At 54.4% G+C, this 17,400-nt stretch carries 26 protein-coding genes; 25 read left to right on the forward strand and 1 reads right to left on the reverse strand.

The window, feature by feature from the left end; genetic code table 11:
- Positions 1-10: 10 nt before the first annotated feature.
- The 24 genes from rplV to bfr all read left to right on the forward strand — a co-directional run bounded on the left by rplV (position 11) and on the right by bfr (position 12,875).
- Positions 11-343: a 50S ribosomal protein L22 gene (gene rplV, locus HBN68_RS09945; RefSeq protein ID WP_003444373.1), complete on the forward strand. Its 333-nt coding sequence runs from the start codon at positions 11-13 to the stop codon at positions 341-343.
- 13 nt (positions 344-356) lie between these two features.
- Positions 357-1,043 carry a 30S ribosomal protein S3 gene (gene rpsC, locus HBN68_RS09950; RefSeq protein WP_003176422.1) on the forward strand — a complete coding sequence of 229 codons (687 nt, stop codon included), beginning with the start codon at positions 357-359 and terminating at the stop codon, positions 1,041-1,043.
- Between the two features lie 12 nt (positions 1,044-1,055).
- The gene (gene rplP / locus HBN68_RS09955; RefSeq protein WP_003186052.1) at positions 1,056-1,469 is read left to right on the forward strand and encodes a 50S ribosomal protein L16; all 414 of its coding nucleotides are present in this window, start codon (positions 1,056-1,058) and stop codon (positions 1,467-1,469) included.
- Positions 1,469-1,660 carry a 50S ribosomal protein L29 gene (rpmC, locus tag HBN68_RS09960; RefSeq protein ID WP_003444371.1) on the forward strand — a complete coding sequence of 64 codons (192 nt, stop codon included), beginning with the start codon at positions 1,469-1,471 and terminating at the stop codon, positions 1,658-1,660. Before rplP ends, rpmC begins: the two co-directional genes overlap by 1 nt.
- A gap of 2 nt (positions 1,661-1,662) precedes the next feature.
- Entirely contained in the window at positions 1,663-1,929 is a 267-nt protein-coding gene (gene rpsQ, locus HBN68_RS09965; protein ID WP_003194644.1) for a 30S ribosomal protein S17, read from the forward strand.
- 23 nt (positions 1,930-1,952) lie between these two features.
- Positions 1,953-2,321 carry a 50S ribosomal protein L14 gene (gene rplN, locus HBN68_RS09970; RefSeq protein WP_002555479.1) on the forward strand — a complete coding sequence of 123 codons (369 nt, stop codon included), beginning with the start codon at positions 1,953-1,955 and terminating at the stop codon, positions 2,319-2,321.
- Positions 2,322-2,332: 11 nt separating this feature from the next.
- On the forward strand, positions 2,333-2,647 hold the full coding sequence (rplX, locus tag HBN68_RS09975; protein ID WP_042561341.1) for a 50S ribosomal protein L24: 315 nt from the start codon (positions 2,333-2,335) through the stop codon (positions 2,645-2,647).
- Between the two features lie 22 nt (positions 2,648-2,669).
- Positions 2,670-3,209 (forward strand): 50S ribosomal protein L5, encoded by a 540-nt coding sequence (gene rplE, locus HBN68_RS09980; protein ID WP_003186044.1) that lies wholly within the window; start codon positions 2,670-2,672, stop codon positions 3,207-3,209.
- A gap of 13 nt (positions 3,210-3,222) precedes the next feature.
- A complete protein-coding gene (rpsN, locus tag HBN68_RS09985) occupies positions 3,223-3,528 on the forward strand; it encodes a 30S ribosomal protein S14 (RefSeq protein WP_047277885.1) in 306 nt (101 codons plus the stop codon).
- 212 nt (positions 3,529-3,740) lie between these two features.
- On the forward strand, positions 3,741-4,133 hold the full coding sequence (gene rpsH / locus HBN68_RS09990; protein WP_047277884.1) for a 30S ribosomal protein S8: 393 nt from the start codon (positions 3,741-3,743) through the stop codon (positions 4,131-4,133).
- Positions 4,134-4,145: 12 nt separating this feature from the next.
- Positions 4,146-4,679 carry a 50S ribosomal protein L6 gene (gene rplF / locus HBN68_RS09995; protein ID WP_003176412.1) on the forward strand — a complete coding sequence of 178 codons (534 nt, stop codon included), beginning with the start codon at positions 4,146-4,148 and terminating at the stop codon, positions 4,677-4,679.
- Positions 4,680-4,689: 10 nt separating this feature from the next.
- A complete protein-coding gene (gene rplR, locus HBN68_RS10000) occupies positions 4,690-5,040 on the forward strand; it encodes a 50S ribosomal protein L18 (protein ID WP_003444364.1) in 351 nt (116 codons plus the stop codon).
- Positions 5,041-5,043: 3 nt separating this feature from the next.
- Positions 5,044-5,544: a 30S ribosomal protein S5 gene (gene rpsE, locus HBN68_RS10005; protein ID WP_003186035.1), complete on the forward strand. Its 501-nt coding sequence runs from the start codon at positions 5,044-5,046 to the stop codon at positions 5,542-5,544.
- Positions 5,545-5,546: 2 nt separating this feature from the next.
- Positions 5,547-5,723, forward strand: a complete 177-nt coding sequence (gene rpmD, locus HBN68_RS10010; RefSeq protein ID WP_003186033.1) for a 50S ribosomal protein L30 — start codon at positions 5,547-5,549, stop codon at positions 5,721-5,723.
- Positions 5,724-5,726: 3 nt separating this feature from the next.
- Positions 5,727-6,161, forward strand: a complete 435-nt coding sequence (rplO, locus tag HBN68_RS10015; protein ID WP_047277881.1) for a 50S ribosomal protein L15 — start codon at positions 5,727-5,729, stop codon at positions 6,159-6,161.
- Positions 6,162-7,490 carry a preprotein translocase subunit SecY gene (gene secY, locus HBN68_RS10020; RefSeq protein ID WP_003444361.1) on the forward strand — a complete coding sequence of 443 codons (1,329 nt, stop codon included), beginning with the start codon at positions 6,162-6,164 and terminating at the stop codon, positions 7,488-7,490.
- Positions 7,491-7,518: 28 nt separating this feature from the next.
- Positions 7,519-7,635 (forward strand): 50S ribosomal protein L36, encoded by a 117-nt coding sequence (gene rpmJ / locus HBN68_RS10025; protein ID WP_002555468.1) that lies wholly within the window; start codon positions 7,519-7,521, stop codon positions 7,633-7,635.
- Positions 7,636-7,764: 129 nt separating this feature from the next.
- A complete protein-coding gene (gene rpsM, locus HBN68_RS10030; protein ID WP_047277874.1) occupies positions 7,765-8,121 on the forward strand; it encodes a 30S ribosomal protein S13 in 357 nt (118 codons plus the stop codon).
- Between the two features lie 30 nt (positions 8,122-8,151).
- A complete protein-coding gene (rpsK, locus tag HBN68_RS10035; RefSeq protein ID WP_007924177.1) occupies positions 8,152-8,541 on the forward strand; it encodes a 30S ribosomal protein S11 in 390 nt (129 codons plus the stop codon).
- Positions 8,542-8,559: 18 nt separating this feature from the next.
- Entirely contained in the window at positions 8,560-9,180 is a 621-nt protein-coding gene (rpsD, locus tag HBN68_RS10040; protein WP_003444359.1) for a 30S ribosomal protein S4, read from the forward strand.
- Between the two features lie 22 nt (positions 9,181-9,202).
- The gene (rpoA, locus tag HBN68_RS10045; protein WP_003176403.1) at positions 9,203-10,204 is read left to right on the forward strand and encodes a DNA-directed RNA polymerase subunit alpha; all 1,002 of its coding nucleotides are present in this window, start codon (positions 9,203-9,205) and stop codon (positions 10,202-10,204) included.
- A 42-nt stretch (positions 10,205-10,246) separates the two neighbouring features.
- Positions 10,247-10,633, forward strand: a complete 387-nt coding sequence (gene rplQ, locus HBN68_RS10050) for a 50S ribosomal protein L17 (RefSeq protein ID WP_016779185.1) — start codon at positions 10,247-10,249, stop codon at positions 10,631-10,633.
- Positions 10,634-10,806: 173 nt separating this feature from the next.
- Positions 10,807-12,255: a catalase gene (locus HBN68_RS10055; protein ID WP_169963902.1), complete on the forward strand. Its 1,449-nt coding sequence runs from the start codon at positions 10,807-10,809 to the stop codon at positions 12,253-12,255.
- A gap of 155 nt (positions 12,256-12,410) precedes the next feature.
- Complete coding sequence (gene bfr, locus HBN68_RS10060; RefSeq protein WP_047277866.1) at positions 12,411-12,875, forward strand: bacterioferritin; 465 nt, start codon at positions 12,411-12,413, stop codon at positions 12,873-12,875.
- 94 nt (positions 12,876-12,969) lie between these two features.
- Here the strand turns inward: bfr and uvrA are convergent, their stop codons facing one another.
- On the reverse strand, positions 12,970-15,804 hold the full coding sequence (gene uvrA, locus HBN68_RS10065) for an excinuclease ABC subunit UvrA (protein WP_169963904.1): 2,835 nt from the start codon (positions 15,802-15,804) through the stop codon (positions 12,970-12,972).
- Positions 15,805-16,000: 196 nt separating this feature from the next.
- Here uvrA and HBN68_RS10070 point away from each other — a divergent pair, with 196 nt between their 5' ends.
- Complete coding sequence (locus HBN68_RS10070; RefSeq protein WP_169963906.1) at positions 16,001-17,392, forward strand: MFS transporter; 1,392 nt, start codon at positions 16,001-16,003, stop codon at positions 17,390-17,392.
- Positions 17,393-17,400 lie beyond the last annotated feature (8 nt).

Genomic DNA, 17,400 nt, shown 5'->3' on the forward strand with positions numbered 1-17,400 from the left:
GTAAGGAACGATGGAAGTAGCCGCTAAGTTGTCGGGCGCTCGAATCTCCGCCCAGAAAGCCCGCTTGGTCGCCGACCAGATCCGCGGGAAGAAGGTGGGCGAAGCGCTCAACCTGTTGGCTTTCAGCAACAAGAAAGCCGCCGAGATCATCAAGAAAGTGCTGGAGTCGGCCGTAGCCAACGCCGAGCATAACGAAGGCGCAGACGTTGATGACTTGAAAGTCGCCACCGTTTTCGTCAACGAAGGGCGTTCGCTGAAGCGCATCATGCCGCGTGCCAAAGGCCGCGCTGATCGCATCGTCAAGCGGTCTTGCCATATCACTGTCAAGGTTGCTGACAAGTAACGGAGTCGAAGAGATGGGTCAGAAAGTACATCCCATTGGCATTCGCCTGGGAATCGTCAAGGAGCACACCTCCGTCTGGTACGCAGACGGCCGGACTTATGCGGACTACTTGTTCGCTGATCTGAAGGTGCGTGAATACCTCCAAGACAAACTAAAAAGCGCGTCCGTAAGCCGTATCGATATCCATCGTCCGGCCCAAACTGCACGCATCACCATCCACACCGCTCGTCCAGGTATTGTTATCGGGAAGAAAGGTGAGGACGTTGAGAAACTGCGTCAGGACCTGACCAAGCAAATGGGTGTGCCTGTGCACATCAATATCGAAGAGATCCGTAAGCCGGAGCTCGACGGTATGCTGGTTGCGCAGAGCGTAGCTCAGCAGCTGGAGCGTCGTGTAATGTTCCGTCGCGCTATGAAGCGCGCTGTACAGAACGCTATGCGCATTGGTGCCAAGGGCATCAAAATCCAAGTGAGCGGTCGTCTCGGCGGTGCTGAAATCGCACGTACTGAATGGTATCGCGAAGGTCGTGTGCCATTGCACACCCTGCGTGCCGACATCGACTATGCCAACTACGAAGCTCACACCACTTACGGTGTGATCGGTGTAAAGGTTTGGATCTTCAAAGGCGAAGTAATTGGTGGTCGCCAAGAAGAACTGAAACCGCAAGCACCAGCGCCTCGTAAAAAAGCTGCTAAGTAAGGGGTACGCCAAATGTTACAACCTAAGCGTACGAAGTTCCGCAAGCAAATGACTGGCCACAACCGTGGCCTGGCATTGCGCGGTAGCAAAGTCAGCTTCGGCGAGTTCGCGCTGAAGTCTGTTGCTCGTGGTCGTCTCACCGCTCGTCAGATCGAGTCAGCGCGTCGCGCACTGACCCGTCACGTAAAACGTGGTGGCAAGATCTGGATCCGTGTATTCCCGGACAAGCCTGTTACCAAAAAGCCTCTCGAAGTTCGTATGGGTAAAGGTAAGGGTAACGTGGAATATTGGGTTGCCCAGATTCAGCCAGGCAAAGTCCTGTATGAAATCGAGGGTGTTTCTGAAGAGCTGGCGCGTGAGGCTTTCGCCCTGGCTGCTGCAAAGCTGCCGCTCGCCACCTCCTTTGTTAAACGGACGGTGATGTGATGAAAGCGAATGAACTTCGTGAAAAATCCGCACAGCAGCTGAACGAGCAACTGCTCGGCTTGCTGCGCGACCAGTTCAATCTGCGCATGCAGAAAGCAACTGGCCAGTTGGGGCAGTCGCATCTGCTCTCGCAAGTTAAGCGTGACATCGCTCGCGTGAAGACTGTGCTCAAACAGCAGGCAGGTAAGTAATCATGGCTGAAGCCGAAAAAACTGTCCGTACGCTGACTGGCCGTGTTGTCAGCGACAAGATGGACAAAACCATCACCGTTCTGATTGAGCGTCGCGTTAAGCACCCGATCTACGGTAAATACGTTAAGCGTTCGACTAAGCTGCACGCGCACGACGAAACCAATCAGTGCCACATCGGCGACAAAGTCACTATTCGTGAAACTCGTCCGATGGCCAAGACTAAGTCTTGGGCTCTGGTTGATGTTCTCGAACGCGCTGTGGAAGTCTAAGGACTAGGGGTCGGAGAAATTATATGATTCAGACTCAATCCATGCTCGATGTGGCCGATAACAGCGGCGCACGCCGCGTTATGTGCATCAAGGTGCTGGGTGGCTCCCATCGTCGTTACGCTGGTATCGGTGACATCATCAAAGTTACCGTCAAGGAAGCAATTCCGCGCGGTAAAGTGAAAAAAGGCCAAGTGATGACTGCTGTAGTAGTCCGCACTCGTCACGGTGTTCGCCGTGCAGATGGCTCCATTATCCGCTTTGATGGCAACGCTGCTGTTCTTCTGAACAACAAGCAAGAGCCTATCGGCACCCGTATCTTTGGGCCAGTGACCCGTGAGCTTCGTACTGAGAAGTTCATGAAGATCGTCTCGCTCGCCCCAGAAGTGCTGTAAGGAGATCCGACATGCAAAAGATTCGTCGTGACGACGAGATCATCGTGATCGCCGGCAAAGACAAAGGTAAGCGCGGTAAGGTGCTTAAGGTTCTCGCTGACAACCGTCTGGTTGTTGGTGGTCTGAACCTGGTTAAGCGTCATACCAAGCCTAACCCGATGTCGGGCGTACAAGGCGGTATCGTCGAAAAAGAAGCGCCATTGCACGCTTCTAACGTCGCCATTTTCAACGGCGAAACCAACAAGGCTGACCGCGTTGGTTTCAAAGTAGAAGAAGGCAAAAAAATTCGTGTCTTCAAGTCGACCCAAAAAGCGGTTGATGCTTGAACACTGCTAGGTAGATAAGACCATGGCACGACTAAAAGAGATTTACCGGAAGGAAATCGCTCCGAAACTTAAGGAAGAACTTAAGCTTTCGAACGTGATGGAAGTTCCGCGCGTTACCAAAATCACCCTGAACATGGGTTTGGGCGAAGCGATCGGCGACAAAAAAGTCATCGAACACGCTGTAGCTGATTTGGAAAAGATCACGGGTCAAAAAGTTGTTGTGACTTACGCTCGCAAGTCCATCGCAGGCTTTAAAGTTCGCGAAGGCTGGCCGATCGGCGTCAAAGTAACTCTGCGCCGTGAGCGTATGTATGAATTCCTGGATCGTCTGCTGTCGATCTCCCTGCCTCGGGTTCGCGACTTCCGCGGCCTGAATGCCAAGTCCTTCGATGGTCGTGGTAACTACAGCATGGGCGTTAAAGAGCAGATCATCTTCCCGGAAATCGACTACGACAAGATCGATGCACTCCGCGGTCTGGATATTACCCTGACCACCACTGCTCGGACGGATGATGAAGGTCGCGCATTGCTGCGTGCATTCAAATTCCCGTTCCGCAACTGATTGGAGTAGGACCATGGCTAAGATGAGCATGAAAAACCGCGAGCTGAAGCGTCAGCTCACGGTTGCCAAGTACGCCAAGAAGCGTGCCGAGCTGAAAGCAATCATCGTTGATCTGAACGCAAGTCCAGAAGCGCGTTGGGAAGCGACAGTAGCTCTGCAGAAGCAGCCACGTGACGCAAGCGCCTCGCGCATGCGTAACCGCTGCCGCCTGACTGGTCGTCCGCATGGTGTTTACCGCAAGTTCGGCCTCGGTCGTAACAAATTGCGTGAAGCAGCAATGCGCGGTGACGTACCAGGTCTGGTTAAAGCCAGCTGGTAAGCCGTACAGGCAAAGTTATCGATGTCAGGCTCGCGAGATCCTGACAGTCGGTGATCTTGAACATGAATCAAGCCCCTATTGGGGCTTGATTCATTTCTGGTGTGTGTCTAGAATGACCGGCTCGCCTGAGCCCGTGCTTTTTAAGCATTGAGTCACTCGGCGACAGTTGTAGCCGCAAGGCTAATTCTTTTTGTATCAGGAGCGTCTAGCCCATGAGTATGCAGGACCCGTTAGCGGACATGCTAACTCGAATCCGTAATGCCCAGATGGCTGAAAAGTCCGTCGTAAGCATGCCATCTTCCACGTTGAAGGTAGCTGTAGCCAAAGTCCTGAAGGACGAAGGTTATATCGCGGATTATCAGATCAGCAGCGAAATCAAACCACTGCTGTCTATCGAGCTGAAGTACTTCGAAGGCCGTCCGGTTATCGAAGAAGTTAAGCGCGTTAGCCGTCCAGGCCTGCGTCAGTACAAGTCCTCCGAAGATCTGCCGAAAGTTCGTGGCGGTCTGGGTGTGTCTATCGTCTCCACCAACAAAGGTGTGATGACGGATCGTGCTGCGCGCGCTGCCGGTGTCGGCGGCGAAGTTCTTTGCACTGTGTTCTAAGGGGGGATAAGCATGTCACGCGTCGCTAAGAACCCCGTTAAGCTGCCAGCTGGTGTTGAAGTAAAATTCGCCGGCCAACAGCTTTCGGTGAAGGGTGCCAAGGGCACTCTAGAACTGAACATCCATTCGTCCGTTGAGATCGTTGAAGAAGCTGGTGAGCTGCGTTTCGCTGCTCGCAATGGCGATCAACAAACTCGCGCAATGGCTGGTACCACTCGTGCGTTGGTAAACAACATGGTCCAAGGCGTAAGCCAAGGCTTCGAGCGTAAGCTCCAGCTGGTCGGTGTTGGTTACAAAGCGCAAGCAAAAGGCACAGTGCTGAACCTGGCTCTTGGCTTCTCGCACCCAGTGGATTACGAACTGCCGGAAGGCATCACCGCTGAGACCCCTAGCCAAACCGATATCCTGATCAAGGGCATCGACAAGCAGCTAGTAGGTCAAGTGGCCGCTGAGATCCGCGACTTCCGTCCGCCAGAACCTTACAAAGGTAAAGGTGTGCGTTACGCGGACGAAGTCGTCCGCCGTAAAGAAGCCAAGAAGAAGTAGGGCCTAGCAAATGACCGACAAAAAAGTTACTCGACTGCGTCGCGCTCGCAAAGCACGTCTGAAAATGCACGAATTAGAAGTCGTGCGTCTCTGCGTGTTCCGCTCTTCGCAGCACATCTATGCCCAGGTCATCTCGGCCGACGGCAGCAAAGTCCTGGCAAGCGCCTCGACTTTGGACAAAGAACTGCGTGATGCTGCCACTGGCAACATCGACGCGGCCACAAAGGTTGGCCAGCTGGTCGCTACGCGTGCAAAAGCCGCTGGCGTCTCGCAGGTGGCTTTCGACCGCTCTGGCTTCAAGTACCACGGCCGCGTTAAAGCGCTGGCTGAGGCTGCTCGTGAAGCTGGGCTGGAGTTCTAAGTTATGTCAAATAACGACCAAAAGCGCGACGAAGGCTACATTGAGAAGCTGGTTCAAGTTAACCGCGTAGCCAAAACCGTTAAAGGCGGCCGTATCTTCACTTTCACCGCGTTGACCGTGGTTGGTGATGGTAAAGGGCGTGTTGGCTTCGGCCGTGGCAAGTCACGTGAAGTGCCTGCTGCGATCCAGAAGGCAATGGAAGCTGCTCGCCGCAACATGATCCAGGTTGATCTGAACGGCACCACTCTGCAGTACGCAATGAAGTCTGCTCATGGCGCTTCGAAGGTGTACATGCAGCCTGCTTCTGAAGGTACTGGTATCATCGCTGGCGGCGCAATGCGTGCTGTCCTCGAAGTTGCTGGCGTTCAGAACGTACTGGCTAAGTGCTACGGCTCGACTAACCCTGTAAACGTGGTTCACGCCACTTTTAAAGGTTTGAAAGCTATGCAGTCTCCTGAATCTATTGCCGCCAAGCGTGGCAAAAGCGTTAAGGAGATCTTCTGATCATGGCTACCGTTAAAGTAACGCTGATCAAAAGCATGACCGGCCGTATCCCTAACCACAAATTGTGCGTTAAAGGTCTGGGTCTGCGTCGCATCGGTCACACTGTAGAAGTACTTGATACTCCCGAGAATCGCGGGATGATCAACAAGGCTTACTACATGCTGCGTGTAGAGGGTTAATCGATGAAACTCAATGATCTGAGTCCAGCGCCGGGTTCCCGTCGCGAAAAGCATCGTCCGGGCCGTGGTATCGGTAGTGGTTTGGGTAAGACTGGTGGCCGTGGTCACAAAGGTCAGACTTCCCGCTCCGGTGGCACCATTGCTCCAGGCTTTGAAGGCGGCCAACAGCCGTTGCATCGCCGTCTGCCTAAGTTCGGTTTCGTTTCCCTGAAAGCCATGGATCGCGCAGAAGTGCGTTTGTCCGAGCTGGCTAAAGTGGAAGGCGACATCGTAACTGTGCAGACTCTGAAGGATGCCAACGTGATCAATGTCAACGTACAACGTGTGAAAATCATGTTGTCCGGTGAAGTGACTCGCGCTGTCACCATCAAAGGTATCGCAGCCACCAAAGGTGCGCGTGCGGCTATCGAAGCAGCTGGCGGCAAGTTCGAGGAATAAATGGCTAAGCAAGGTGCTCTCTCAGCGCTCAGCAAAGGCGGGTTGTCCGAGCTCTGGGCTCGTCTGCGTTTTCTATTCCTGGCGATCATCGTCTATCGGATAGGCGCACACATCCCAGTTCCTGGTATTAACCCGGACCGGCTGGCGGACCTGTTTCGACAGAATGAGGGGACCATTCTTAGCTTGTTCAACATGTTTTCCGGCGGCGCGCTGGAGCGGATGAGTATTTTTGCGCTGGGGATCATGCCGTATATTTCGGCATCGATCATCATGCAGCTTATGTCCGCTGTTAGCCCGCAGCTGGAGCAGTTGAAGAAGGAAGGTGAGGCTGGCCGTCGCAAGATTAGCCAGTACACCCGCTACCTCACTGTCGCTCTTGCTCTTGTCCAGGCTATTGGCATGTCCATTGGTCTGGCAGGGCAGGGCGTAGCGTTCACTGGTGACCTGGGCTTTCATTTCGTTGCAGTGACCACCTTTGTGGCTGGTGCAATGTTCATGATGTGGCTGGGTGAGCAGATTACTGAGCGTGGAGTTGGCAACGGTATCTCGATGTTGATTTTTTCGGGTATCGTCGCCGGTCTTCCGAGAGCAATTGGGCAGTCGTTCGAGTCTGCGCGTCAGGGTGATATCAATATCTTCGCTCTGGTTGCTATCGGTTTGCTGGCAGTAGCGATTATCGGTTTTGTGGTGTTCATTGAGCGTGGCCAGCGTCGTATTGCTGTTCACTACGCTAAGCGTCAGCAAGGCCGTAAGGTCTTTGCTGCTCAGACAAGCCACCTGCCGCTGAAAGTGAATATGGCCGGCGTTATCCCGGCTATTTTCGCGAGCAGCATTTTGCTGTTCCCGGCTTCGCTGGGTGCCTGGTTTGGTCAGTCTGAAGGTATGGGCTGGTTGCAGGACATCTCACAGTCGATCGCTCCTGGTCAGCCGTTGAATATTCTGCTGTTTAGTGCAGGGATTATTTTCTTCTGCTTCTTCTATACGGCGTTGATGTTCAATCCGAAAGACGTAGCGGAAAACCTGAAGAAGTCCGGTGCCTTTATTCCGGGTATCCGTCCAGGCGAGCAGTCGGCGCGCTATATTGATGGCGTTTTGACTCGTTTGACTCTGTTCGGTGCTCTTTATATGACGGCCGTGTGTCTGCTGCCCCAGTTTCTGGTGGTTGCGGCCAACGTTCCGTTCTACCTTGGCGGGACCTCGTTGCTGATCGTTGTTGTGGTTGTTATGGACTTCATGTCGCAAGTACAATCGCACCTCGTTTCGCACCAGTACGAATCCCTGATGAAGAAAGCCAACCTGAAGGGCTACGGCAGCGGAATGCTTCGCTGAAGTACCCATAAGGTTAGAGGAGTTGGTGATGAAAGTTCGTGCATCGGTGAAAAAGCTGTGCCGTAACTGCAAGATTATTCGCCGCGAAGGTGTTGTTCGGGTAATTTGCAGCGCGGAGCCACGTCACAAACAGCGCCAAGGCTGAGTGTGATCTGTTTGAAGCCCAGCAGCTAGTGCGCTGCTGGGTTGATTATTTGTTATTACAGCGATATTATCTCGCGCCCTATTTCTTGGCTTCCGGGGCGTAGGTAGCTGTCAATTGGAGTCCCACTGAATGGCCCGTATTGCAGGCGTTAACATTCCAGATAACAAGCACACTGTTATCTCGCTGACCTACATCTATGGTGTTGGTCGCACTACTGCACAGAAAATCTGTGTAGATGCTGGTGTAAACCCAGCCGCTAAGATCAAGGATCTGAGCGACGAGCAGATTGAACAGCTGCGTGGCGAAGTGGCGAAGTTCACCACTGAAGGTGACCTGCGTCGTGAAGTCAACATGAAAATCAAACGCTTGATGGACTTGGGCTGCTACCGCGGTCTGCGCCATCGTCGTGGTCTTCCAGTGCGCGGTCAGCGTACCAAGACCAACGCGCGTACTCGCAAAGGTCCGCGTAAGCCGATCCGCAAGTAATCGCACCAGCGAATCGACAGGAATTTAGTCATGGCAAAACCTGCTGCTCGTCCTCGTAAAAAAATTAAAAAGACAGTGGTTGATGGCATCGCCCACATCCACGCGTCTTTCAACAACACCATCGTGACCATCACCGACCGTCAGGGTAATGCGCTTTCTTGGGCAACCTCCGGTGGTTCGGGTTTCCGCGGTTCTCGCAAGTCCACCCCGTTCGCTGCTCAAGTAGCTGCTGAACGTGCTGGTCAAGCTGCGCTGGAATATGGCCTGAAAAACCTTGACGTTAACGTTAAGGGCCCAGGTCCAGGTCGTGAGTCCGCTGTCCGTGCTTTGAACGGCTGTGGCTATAAGATCGCCAGCATCACCGACGTGACGCCAATCCCGCACAACGGGTGCCGTCCGCCGAAGAAGCGCCGCGTGTAATCCAGGAGACTGTAAAGAATGGCTCGTTACATTGGTCCAAAATGCAAACTGGCACGTCGTGAAGGCACCGATCTCTTCCTGAAGAGTGGTGTGCGCGCTATCGAATCGAAGTGCAATATTGAAGCTGCTCCAGGCATCCACGGCCAGCGCCGCGGTCGCCAATCCGACTACGGCACCCAACTGCGTGAAAAGCAGAAGGTCCGTCGTATCTACGGCGTTCTCGAGCGTCAGTTCAGCGGCTACTACAAACAAGCTGCTGGCAAGAAAGGTGCAACTGGTGAAAACCTGCTGCAACTGCTCGAATGCCGTCTGGATAACGTCGTATACCGTATGGGTTTCGGTTCTACTCGTGCCGAATCTCGTCAGTTGGTATCGCACAAGTCGATCAGCGTAAACGGTCAGACCGTTAACGTTCCGTCCTACCAGGTACGTGCTGGTGACGTGGTCGCTATCCGCGAGAAAGCAAAGAACCAGCTTCGCATTGTCCAAGCTCTCGATCTGTGTGCCCAACGTGGCCGCGTAGAATGGGTAGAAGTAGACACTGAGAAGAAGTCGGGCGTTTTCAAGAACGTTCCAGCTCGCAGTGATCTGTCCGCCGACATCAACGAAAGCCTGATTGTCGAGCTCTACTCCAAGTAAGGGCTAGAAAATAGGTGCATCCATGCAGATTTCGGTAAATGAGTTCCTGACACCTCGCCATATTGATGTGCAAGTTGTCAGTCCAACCCGCGCTAAAATCACACTCGAGCCTCTCGAGCGTGGTTTTGGCCACACCCTGGGCAACGCGCTGCGCCGCATCCTGTTGTCCTCAATGCCAGGCTGTGCAGTAGTCGAGGCCGAGATTGATGGTGTGCTCCACGAGTACAGCGCCATCGAAGGTGTACAGGAAGACGTAATTGAAATCCTGTTGAACCTTAAAGGTCTGGCTATCAAGCTGCACGGCCGTGACGAAGTTACGCTGACCTTGTCGAAGAAGGGTTCGGGGGTGGTTACCGCTGCCGATATTCAGCTGGATCATGATGTCGAGATCGTTAATCCCGATCACGTAATCGCCAACCTGGCGTCTAACGGCGCCTTGAACATGAAGCTCACCGTAGCTCGTGGTCGTGGTTATGAACCAGCAGACTCGCGTCAGAGCGATGAAGATGAAAGCCGCAGCATTGGTCGCTTGCAGCTGGATTCTTCGTTCAGCCCGGTACGTCGCATCGCATACGTGGTGGAAAACGCCCGTGTCGAGCAACGTACTAACCTGGACAAACTGGTTATTGATCTGGAGACCAACGGTACCCTGGATCCTGAAGAGGCCATTCGTCGTGCTGCAACCATCCTGCAACAGCAGTTGGCTGCATTCGTCGACCTCAAGGGTGACAGCGAGCCAGTGGTTATCGAACAGGAAGACGAGATCGATCCGATCCTGCTTCGTCCGGTTGACGATCTGGAACTGACCGTGCGTTCGGCCAACTGCCTTAAGGCGGAGAACATTTACTACATCGGTGACCTGATTCAGCGCACTGAAGTAGAACTGTTGAAGACTCCGAACCTGGGCAAGAAATCCTTGACTGAAATCAAGGACGTTCTGGCCTCCCGTGGTCTGTCCCTCGGCATGCGCCTCGACAACTGGCCGCCTGCAAGTCTTAAGAAGGACGACAAGGCGACTGCCTGATCGTCGTAATCACCGAACGTTGTGTTTGGTAAGGAATGAACCATGCGTCATCGTAAAAGTGGTCGTCACCTGAGCCGCACTAGCTCGCACCGTAAGGCTATGTTTCAAAACATGGCTGTGTCGTTGTTCGAGCACGAGCTGATCAAAACGACTCTGCCGAAAGCCAAAGAATTGCGTCGCGTTGCTGAGCCGCTGATTACTCTGGCCAAGATTGATTCTGTTGCTAACCGCCGTCTGGCATTCGACCGTACTCGCTCGAAAGCCATGGTTGGTAAGCTGTTCAACGATCTGGGCAAGCGTTATGCAACTCGTGAGGGTGGCTACCTGCGCATCCTCAAGTGCGGCTTCCGCGCTGGCGACAACGCGCCTATGGCGTACGTCGAGTTGGTTGATCGTCCAGTTGGCGGTGAAGCTGTATCCGCTGAGTAAGACGTCAGTCTCTACAAAGAACCGGGCCTAGTGCCCGGTTTTTTGTGCGTGTTGTATTGTGGTTTTCTATTGATCTCCATAATTTAATGAATTTGCCCATGCTAAATACATGGTCAATACTCCTCGTCAGCCGATCACACGGCAGTAACAAGACTGACTGAGGAAGTAAACGCATGAACCAGATCAAAACGCTTACCACTGCCAGCGGCGCCCCAGTTGCTGATAACCAGAATTCTCGTTCTGCCGGTCCTCGTGGGCCTTTGCTGCTTGATGACTTCCATTTGATCGAGAAGCTCGCACACTTCAACCGTGAAAACATTCCAGAGCGCCGCGTACACGCCAAGGGCTCGGGGGCTCACGGGACATTCACCGTTACGCGTGACATGTCGCAGTACAGTAGCGCGAAGCTGTTCGATACTGTTGGCAAGCAAACGCCGACATTCATGCGCTTTTCCACGGTCGGCGGTGAGCGCGGCTCTGCCGACACTGAGCGTGACCCTCGCGGTTTTGCAATCAAGTTCTATACCGAAGAAGGCAATTGGGACATCGTGGGTAATAACACGCCCGTGTTCTTTATCCGTGATCCCCTCAAGTTTCCGGACTTTATCCACACCCAAAAGCGTCTGCCGCAAAGCAACCTGAAAAGCGCACAAATGATGTGGGACTTTTGGTCACATTCGCCCGAGTCATTGCACCAAGTCACTATTTTGTTTTCTGACCGCGGTATACCGGATGGCTATCGCCATATGCATGGATTTGGCAGTCACACGTACAGCCTGATCAACGCGGCTGGTGAGCGTCATTGGGTCAAGTGGCATTACAAAACCAAACAAGGTATTAAAAACCTGGTGCCTGAAGAGGCGGCTCGTTTGGCGGGTACAGACCCTGACTATGCTCAGCGCGATCTGTTCGGTGCGATTGAACGGGGAGATTTCCCTAAGTGGCGTGTTTGCATGCAGGTCATGACCGAAGCGCAGGCGGCAGCGCATTACGAAAATCCGTTTGATGTCACTAAAACCTGGTCGCAAAAAGAGTTTCCGCTGATCGAGATTGGCGAGTTGGAGCTCAACCGTAACCCGCTCAATTACTTTGCCGAAGTTGAACAAGCAGCGTTTGGCCCCAGCAATATGATCCCAGGCGTTGGTTTGTCGCCTGACCGCATGCTTCAGGGTCGCGTGTTCGCCTACGCAGATGCCCATCGTTATCGCGTGGGCACCAACCACCAGCATTTGCCGATCAATTCGCCACGTGTCCCCGTGCACACCTATCAGCGCGATGGCTCCATGGCCTATGGCAATAACGGCGGTGCTGCGCCTAACTATGAGCCCAACAGCTACACTGACGCTCCCAAGCAGGCGCCACAGTATGCTGAGCCGCCATTAGCATTGAGTGGTGCAGCAGATCGTTATGATCACCGCGAGGACACTGACTACTACAGCCACGCGGGCGCTCTGTTCCGTTTGATGAGCCCTGAACAGAAAGCACTGTTGATCAACAACATTGCCGGCGCGATGGCCGGGGTGTCCGACGAAGTGGTGCAGCGTCAATTGCCGCACTTCTATAACGCTGATCCGGCATACGGTGAAGGCGTGGCAAAAGCGTTGGGTGTACAGCGTAACTAACTCTAAGTGAGAAGCAGAACCGCCCTCAATTGGGCGGTTTTTGCGTTTTTTAGCCTCGTTATCTCAGATAAACAGCACATTTATTGCGATTGAACCGTGACCTCCAGGTCAGCTTGGTTCAAACTACAGCCTTTCAAGCAGGGAGATGTGGGCCGATGCTAGGGCACCCGGAAGTAATCGATTATCTCAACACGTTGCTCACCGGCGAGCTGGCTGCACGTGATCAATATTTCGTCCATTCCCGTATGTACGAAGACTGGGGTTTCACCAAGCTTTACGAACGCATCAATCACGAGATGGAAGAAGAGGCACAGCACGCTGATGCGTTGATGCGCCGGATTCTGATGCTCGAAGGCACGCCACGCATGCGTCCGGATGATCTGGATGTGGGCACCACCGTCCCGGAGATGTTTGCCGCGGATTTGCGTCTTGAATACAAAGTTCGAGCCGCGCTGTGCAAAGGTATTGAACTCTGTGAGCTCCACAAAGATTACGTCAGCCGCGACATGCTTCGCATCCAACTCGCGGACACCGAAGAAGACCACACCTACTGGCTGGAGAAACAGCTGGGGCTGATAAAGTCGATTGGCCTGCAGAACTACCTTCAATCGCAGTTCTGATTAACGTCATGATCTGTCGCAACTTCATGTTGCGATGACGCTTACTGAAAGGCCCTGACATCTCACGATGGCAGGGCCTTTTTCATACGCCGATTTAAGCTTTGTCGCGAATTAACAGCGGTTTCAGGTAGAACCCGGTGTGTGATTGTTTCATGTTGGCCACGTCTTCAGGCGTTCCGGTTGCAATGATCTGGCCGCCCTTTGAACCGCCTTCAGGGCCCAGGTCTACCAGCCAATCCGCAGTCTTGATCACATCCAGGTTGTGCTCAATGACCACCACGGTATTTCCGTGATCGCGTAACCGATGCAGTACATCCAGCAATTGCTGGATATCGGCGAAGTGAAGCCCTGTTGTGGGTTCGTCGAGGATGTACAGCGTTTTACCCGTATCGCGCTTGGACAGCTCGCGGGACAACTTGACCCGCTGAGCCTCGCCGCCTGACAACGTTGTGGCAGATTGCCCCAGCTTGATATACGACAAACCTACGTCCATTAACGTTTGCAGCTTACGCGCCAGCGCAGGGACGGCATCGAAGAACTCTCGGGCTTCTTCAATGGTCATCTCCAGCACTTCATGGATACTCTTGCCCTTGTACTTGATCTCAAGGGTTTCGCGGTTGTAACGCTTGCTCTTGCACACGTCGCAAGGCACGTAGATGTCTGGCAGAAAGTGCATTTCTACTTTGATCAGGCCATCGCCCTGACATGCCTCGCAACGCCCGCCCTTGACGTTGAACGAGAAACGCCCCGGGCCATAACCCCGGGAGCGTGATTCCGGTACGCCGGAGAACAGCTCGCGAATCGGCGTAAACAGCCCGGTGTAGGTTGCTGGGTTCGAGCGCGGCGTGCGCCCAATCGGGCTTTGGTCGATATCGACGACCTTATCCAGATGTTCAAGCCCTTTAATGCTGTCGTGAGCAGCCGCTTCTAGTGTGGTCGCGCCGTTCAAGGCTGTCGCGCTGAGCGGGTAGAGCGTGTTATTGATCAGCGTGGACTTGCCCGAACCCGAAACCCCGGTCACGCAGGTCAGCAGGCCAATGGGGATTTCGAGGTCAACATTACGCAAGTTGTTACCACGAGCTCCTTTGAGCGCCAGCGTCAGCTTTTTATTACGCGGAGTGCGCCTGGCTGGAACTTCAATCTTCACCCGTCCCGACAAGTATTTACCGGTCAGCGAGTCAGGATGTGCCATCACCTCGGCCGGCGTGCCTTCGGCAACGATGTGTCCGCCATGCACGCCCGCGCCCGGGCCGATGTCCACTACATAGTCCGCCAGACGAATAGCATCTTCATCATGCTCGACCACAATCACGGTATTGCCGATGTCTCGAAGGTGCTTGAGCGTGCCGAGTAGGCGATCGTTATCGCGCTGATGCAAGCCGATAGAGGGTTCGTCAAGGATATAAAGAACACCCACCAGCCCAGCACCGATCTGGCTGGCCAACCGGATACGCTGCGCTTCGCCGCCGGACAGCGTATCAGCGCTGCGATCCAGCGATAGATAATCGAGGCCCACATTCACCAAAAATTGCAGGCGTTCGCGAATCTCTTTCAGAATTTTGTCTGCAATCTCGCCACGACGTCCGGTCAAGCTCAGCGCGCTGAAATATTCAGTGGCATCACCGATCGGCATGTTAGTCACCGCTGGCAGGTTTTTCTCCCCGACCCACACGTGACGCGCTTCGCGACGCAGGCGTGTGCCGCGGCAGTCCGGGCAGGCCTGAGTGCTGAGAAACTTGGCCAGCTCTTCACGAACGGTCGCTGACTCGGTTTCGCGATAGCGACGCTCCAGGTTGGGCACGATGCCTTCAAATGGATGCGCCCGCTTGACGATATCGCCACGGTCATTCAAATAGCGGAAATCCACGTTCTGCGTGCCGCTGCCATACAGAATGACTTTCTGTTTGTCGGCAGGCAATTCGCTGAATGGCACTTCAAGACTGAAATCGTAATGCTTGGCCAGGGCTCCCAACATCTGGAAGTAATAGACGTTACGCCTGTCCCAGCCGCGAATGGCCCCTTCGGCCAGGGTCAAATCACCGTTGACCAGTCGCTTGATGTCGAAAAATTGCTTAACACCCAGACCGTCGCAGGTTGGGCATGCACCGGCGGGGTTGTTGAAGGAAAACAGCTTGGGTTCCAGCTCGCTAATGGCGTGCCCACAAATAGGGCAGGCAAAGCGTGCCGAGAAAATCAGCTCTTCACCGGGCTCATCGTCCATCGGTGCAACCAGCGCGATGCCATCGGCCAGCTTTAGCGCAGTTTCAAACGATTCGGCCAGACGCTGTTGCAGGTCCTCTCGCACCTTGAAACGGTCAACCACCACATCGATAGAGTGTTTTTTCTGCTTGTCGAGCTTTGGCAACTCGTCGAGTTCGCACAGCTTTCCGTCGACGCGTGCCCGAACGAAGCCTTGAGCCCGCAGTTCTTCAAAGACGGACAAATGCTCGCCCTTGCGCTCCCGGATTACCGGGGCCAGCAGCATCAGTTTGCTGCCTTCGGGTTGCGCCAACACCAAGTCGACCATCTGGCTGACGGTCTGTGCTTCCAGTGGGATATCGTGATCCGGGCAGCGCGGAATCCCCACGCGTGCATACAGCAAACGCAGGTAGTCGTAGATTTCAGTGATTGTGCCGACGGTGGATCGCGGGTTGTGCGACGTCGACTTCTGCTCGATGGAGATAGCAGGCGAAAGACCTTCGATAGTGTCGACGTCAGGCTTTTCCATCATTGAAAGAAACTGCCGCGCATAGGCCGACAGCGACTCGACGTAACGTCGCTGGCCTTCGGCATATAAAGTGTCAAATGCCAGGGATGATTTGCCGGAGCCAGACAGTCCGGTGATGACGATCAGTTTGTCCCGGGGCAGGGTCAGGTCGATGTTCTTCAGGTTGTGGGTTCGTGCCCCACGTATCAGGATCTTGTCCACTGCGGCCTCGCTTGGCGGGCATAACGTAAACGAATGAGTATACGGATCTGCGTGAAAGCTGTGCAGGTCCTTAGTGGCGCGATGTCATTAAGGGCCTTCATAACTTTTACGTGACAAAGCGTCGCGCATCGCTCGTGTGTGTGCTGTTACTCGATGGGACTGGTAGAATCGCCGCCGGTTCACACGAGGTTTTTCCATGCACGATCCCCACAGCGAACGCATGAGTGGTAGCGAGACCCGCGCAGCAAGCGGTCTGGCCCTTGTGTTTGCCTTCCGCATGCTTGGTATGTTCATGGTGTTGCCGGTATTGGCGACCTATGGAATGGACCTGGCAGGTGCAACGCCCGCCTTGATTGGTTTGGCGATTGGCGCTTATGGCCTGACCCAGGCCATGTTTCAGATCCCTTTCGGGGTCATTTCCGACCGTATCGGCCGTCGCCCGGTTATCTACCTGGGGCTGGTGGTTTTCGCGCTGGGCAGTGTGTTAGCGGCGTGCTCGGACTCGATCTGGGGCGTGATAGCCGGACGCATCTTGCAAGGGGCTGGCGCGATTTCGGCGGCGGTCATGGCGTTACTTTCTGACTTAACCCGTGAACAGCACCGTACCAAAGCCATGGCCATGATTGGTATGACCATCGGTTTATCCTTCGCAGTCGCCATGGTGGTAGGGCCGCTGTTGACCCGCGCTTTTGGCTTGTCCGGCCTTTTTCTGGCTACCGGGGCCATGGCACTGGTGGGGATTGTGATCATTATGTTCATGGTGCCTCGCTCAACCGGCACGTTGCAGCACCGTGAGTCGGGGGTGGCCAGGCAGGCGCTGCTGCCGACTTTGCGTCACCCTGACCTGCTGCGTCTGGACCTCGGGATTTTTGTGTTGCACGCCATGTTGATGTCCAGCTTCATTGCCTTGCCGCTGGCGTTGGTTGAAAAAGCCGGCTTGCCCAAGGAGCAGCATTGGTGGGTTTACCTGACCGCTTTGTTGATTTCGTTCTTCGCCATGATTCCGTTCATCATCTACGGCGAAAAGAAACGCAAAATGAAACGAGTTTTACTCGGTGCCGTCGCGACGTTAATGCTCACTGAGCTATTCTTTTGGCAGTTCGGCGACAGCTTGCGTGCGTTGGTGATCGGCACGGTGGTGTTCTTCACTGCGTTCAATCTGCTGGAGGCTTCGTTGCCTTCGCTGATTAGCAAGGTGTCTCCGGCGGGCGGCAAGGGTACGGCGATGGGGGTGTATTCCACCAGCCAATTCCTGGGGTCGGCACTGGGCGGCATACTTGGCGGCTGTATGTTTCAGCATGGCGGTCTGTCGGTTGTGTTCCTGGGATGCGCAGGTCTGGCTGCACTCTGGTTAGCCTTTGCTGTTACCATGCGCGAACCGCCGTATGTAACCAGCCTGCGCTTGCCGCTGTCGCCTGAGGCGCTTCGCGAAGCAGGTTTGACCGAGCGTTTAAAGGCCGTTGCAGGCGTAACGGATGCAGTGGTGGTAGCCGAAGAGGCTGCCATTTATATCAAATTGGACACCGAACTATTGGATCGCGCGACACTCGAGCAGCTGGTTAACCCGGCGCCGACGTGCGAAGCCTAGGAGAACGT

Source organism: Pseudomonas sp. WS 5078 (assembly GCF_012985745.1).
Classification (GTDB): Bacteria; Pseudomonadota; Gammaproteobacteria; order Pseudomonadales; family Pseudomonadaceae; genus Aquipseudomonas; species Aquipseudomonas lundensis_A.

What these genes read in the sequence shown, in the direction of transcription:
- rplV (WP_003444373.1), top strand. Translation starts at nt 11, where the DNA reads ATGGAAGTAGCCGCTAAGTTGTCGGGCGCTCGAATCTCCGCCCAGAAA.
- rpsC (WP_003176422.1), top strand. Translation starts at nt 357, where the DNA reads ATGGGTCAGAAAGTACATCCCATTGGCATTCGCCTGGGAATCGTCAAG.
- rplP (WP_003186052.1), top strand. Translation starts at nt 1,056, where the DNA reads ATGTTACAACCTAAGCGTACGAAGTTCCGCAAGCAAATGACTGGCCAC.
- rpmC (WP_003444371.1), top strand. Translation starts at nt 1,469, where the DNA reads ATGAAAGCGAATGAACTTCGTGAAAAATCCGCACAGCAGCTGAACGAG.
- rpsQ (WP_003194644.1), top strand. Translation starts at nt 1,663, where the DNA reads ATGGCTGAAGCCGAAAAAACTGTCCGTACGCTGACTGGCCGTGTTGTC.
- rplN (WP_002555479.1), top strand. Translation starts at nt 1,953, where the DNA reads ATGATTCAGACTCAATCCATGCTCGATGTGGCCGATAACAGCGGCGCA.
- rplX (WP_042561341.1), top strand. Translation starts at nt 2,333, where the DNA reads ATGCAAAAGATTCGTCGTGACGACGAGATCATCGTGATCGCCGGCAAA.
- rplE (WP_003186044.1), top strand. Translation starts at nt 2,670, where the DNA reads ATGGCACGACTAAAAGAGATTTACCGGAAGGAAATCGCTCCGAAACTT.
- rpsN (WP_047277885.1), top strand. Translation starts at nt 3,223, where the DNA reads ATGGCTAAGATGAGCATGAAAAACCGCGAGCTGAAGCGTCAGCTCACG.
- rpsH (WP_047277884.1), top strand. Translation starts at nt 3,741, where the DNA reads ATGAGTATGCAGGACCCGTTAGCGGACATGCTAACTCGAATCCGTAAT.
- rplF (WP_003176412.1), top strand. Translation starts at nt 4,146, where the DNA reads ATGTCACGCGTCGCTAAGAACCCCGTTAAGCTGCCAGCTGGTGTTGAA.
- rplR (WP_003444364.1), top strand. Translation starts at nt 4,690, where the DNA reads ATGACCGACAAAAAAGTTACTCGACTGCGTCGCGCTCGCAAAGCACGT.
- rpsE (WP_003186035.1), top strand. Translation starts at nt 5,044, where the DNA reads ATGTCAAATAACGACCAAAAGCGCGACGAAGGCTACATTGAGAAGCTG.
- rpmD (WP_003186033.1), top strand. Translation starts at nt 5,547, where the DNA reads ATGGCTACCGTTAAAGTAACGCTGATCAAAAGCATGACCGGCCGTATC.
- rplO (WP_047277881.1), top strand. Translation starts at nt 5,727, where the DNA reads ATGAAACTCAATGATCTGAGTCCAGCGCCGGGTTCCCGTCGCGAAAAG.
- secY (WP_003444361.1), top strand. Translation starts at nt 6,162, where the DNA reads ATGGCTAAGCAAGGTGCTCTCTCAGCGCTCAGCAAAGGCGGGTTGTCC.
- rpmJ (WP_002555468.1), top strand. Translation starts at nt 7,519, where the DNA reads ATGAAAGTTCGTGCATCGGTGAAAAAGCTGTGCCGTAACTGCAAGATT.
- rpsM (WP_047277874.1), top strand. Translation starts at nt 7,765, where the DNA reads ATGGCCCGTATTGCAGGCGTTAACATTCCAGATAACAAGCACACTGTT.
- rpsK (WP_007924177.1), top strand. Translation starts at nt 8,152, where the DNA reads ATGGCAAAACCTGCTGCTCGTCCTCGTAAAAAAATTAAAAAGACAGTG.
- rpsD (WP_003444359.1), top strand. Translation starts at nt 8,560, where the DNA reads ATGGCTCGTTACATTGGTCCAAAATGCAAACTGGCACGTCGTGAAGGC.
- rpoA (WP_003176403.1), top strand. Translation starts at nt 9,203, where the DNA reads ATGCAGATTTCGGTAAATGAGTTCCTGACACCTCGCCATATTGATGTG.
- rplQ (WP_016779185.1), top strand. Translation starts at nt 10,247, where the DNA reads ATGCGTCATCGTAAAAGTGGTCGTCACCTGAGCCGCACTAGCTCGCAC.
- HBN68_RS10055 (WP_169963902.1), top strand. Translation starts at nt 10,807, where the DNA reads ATGAACCAGATCAAAACGCTTACCACTGCCAGCGGCGCCCCAGTTGCT.
- bfr (WP_047277866.1), top strand. Translation starts at nt 12,411, where the DNA reads ATGCTAGGGCACCCGGAAGTAATCGATTATCTCAACACGTTGCTCACC.
- HBN68_RS10070 (WP_169963906.1), top strand. Translation starts at nt 16,001, where the DNA reads ATGCACGATCCCCACAGCGAACGCATGAGTGGTAGCGAGACCCGCGCA.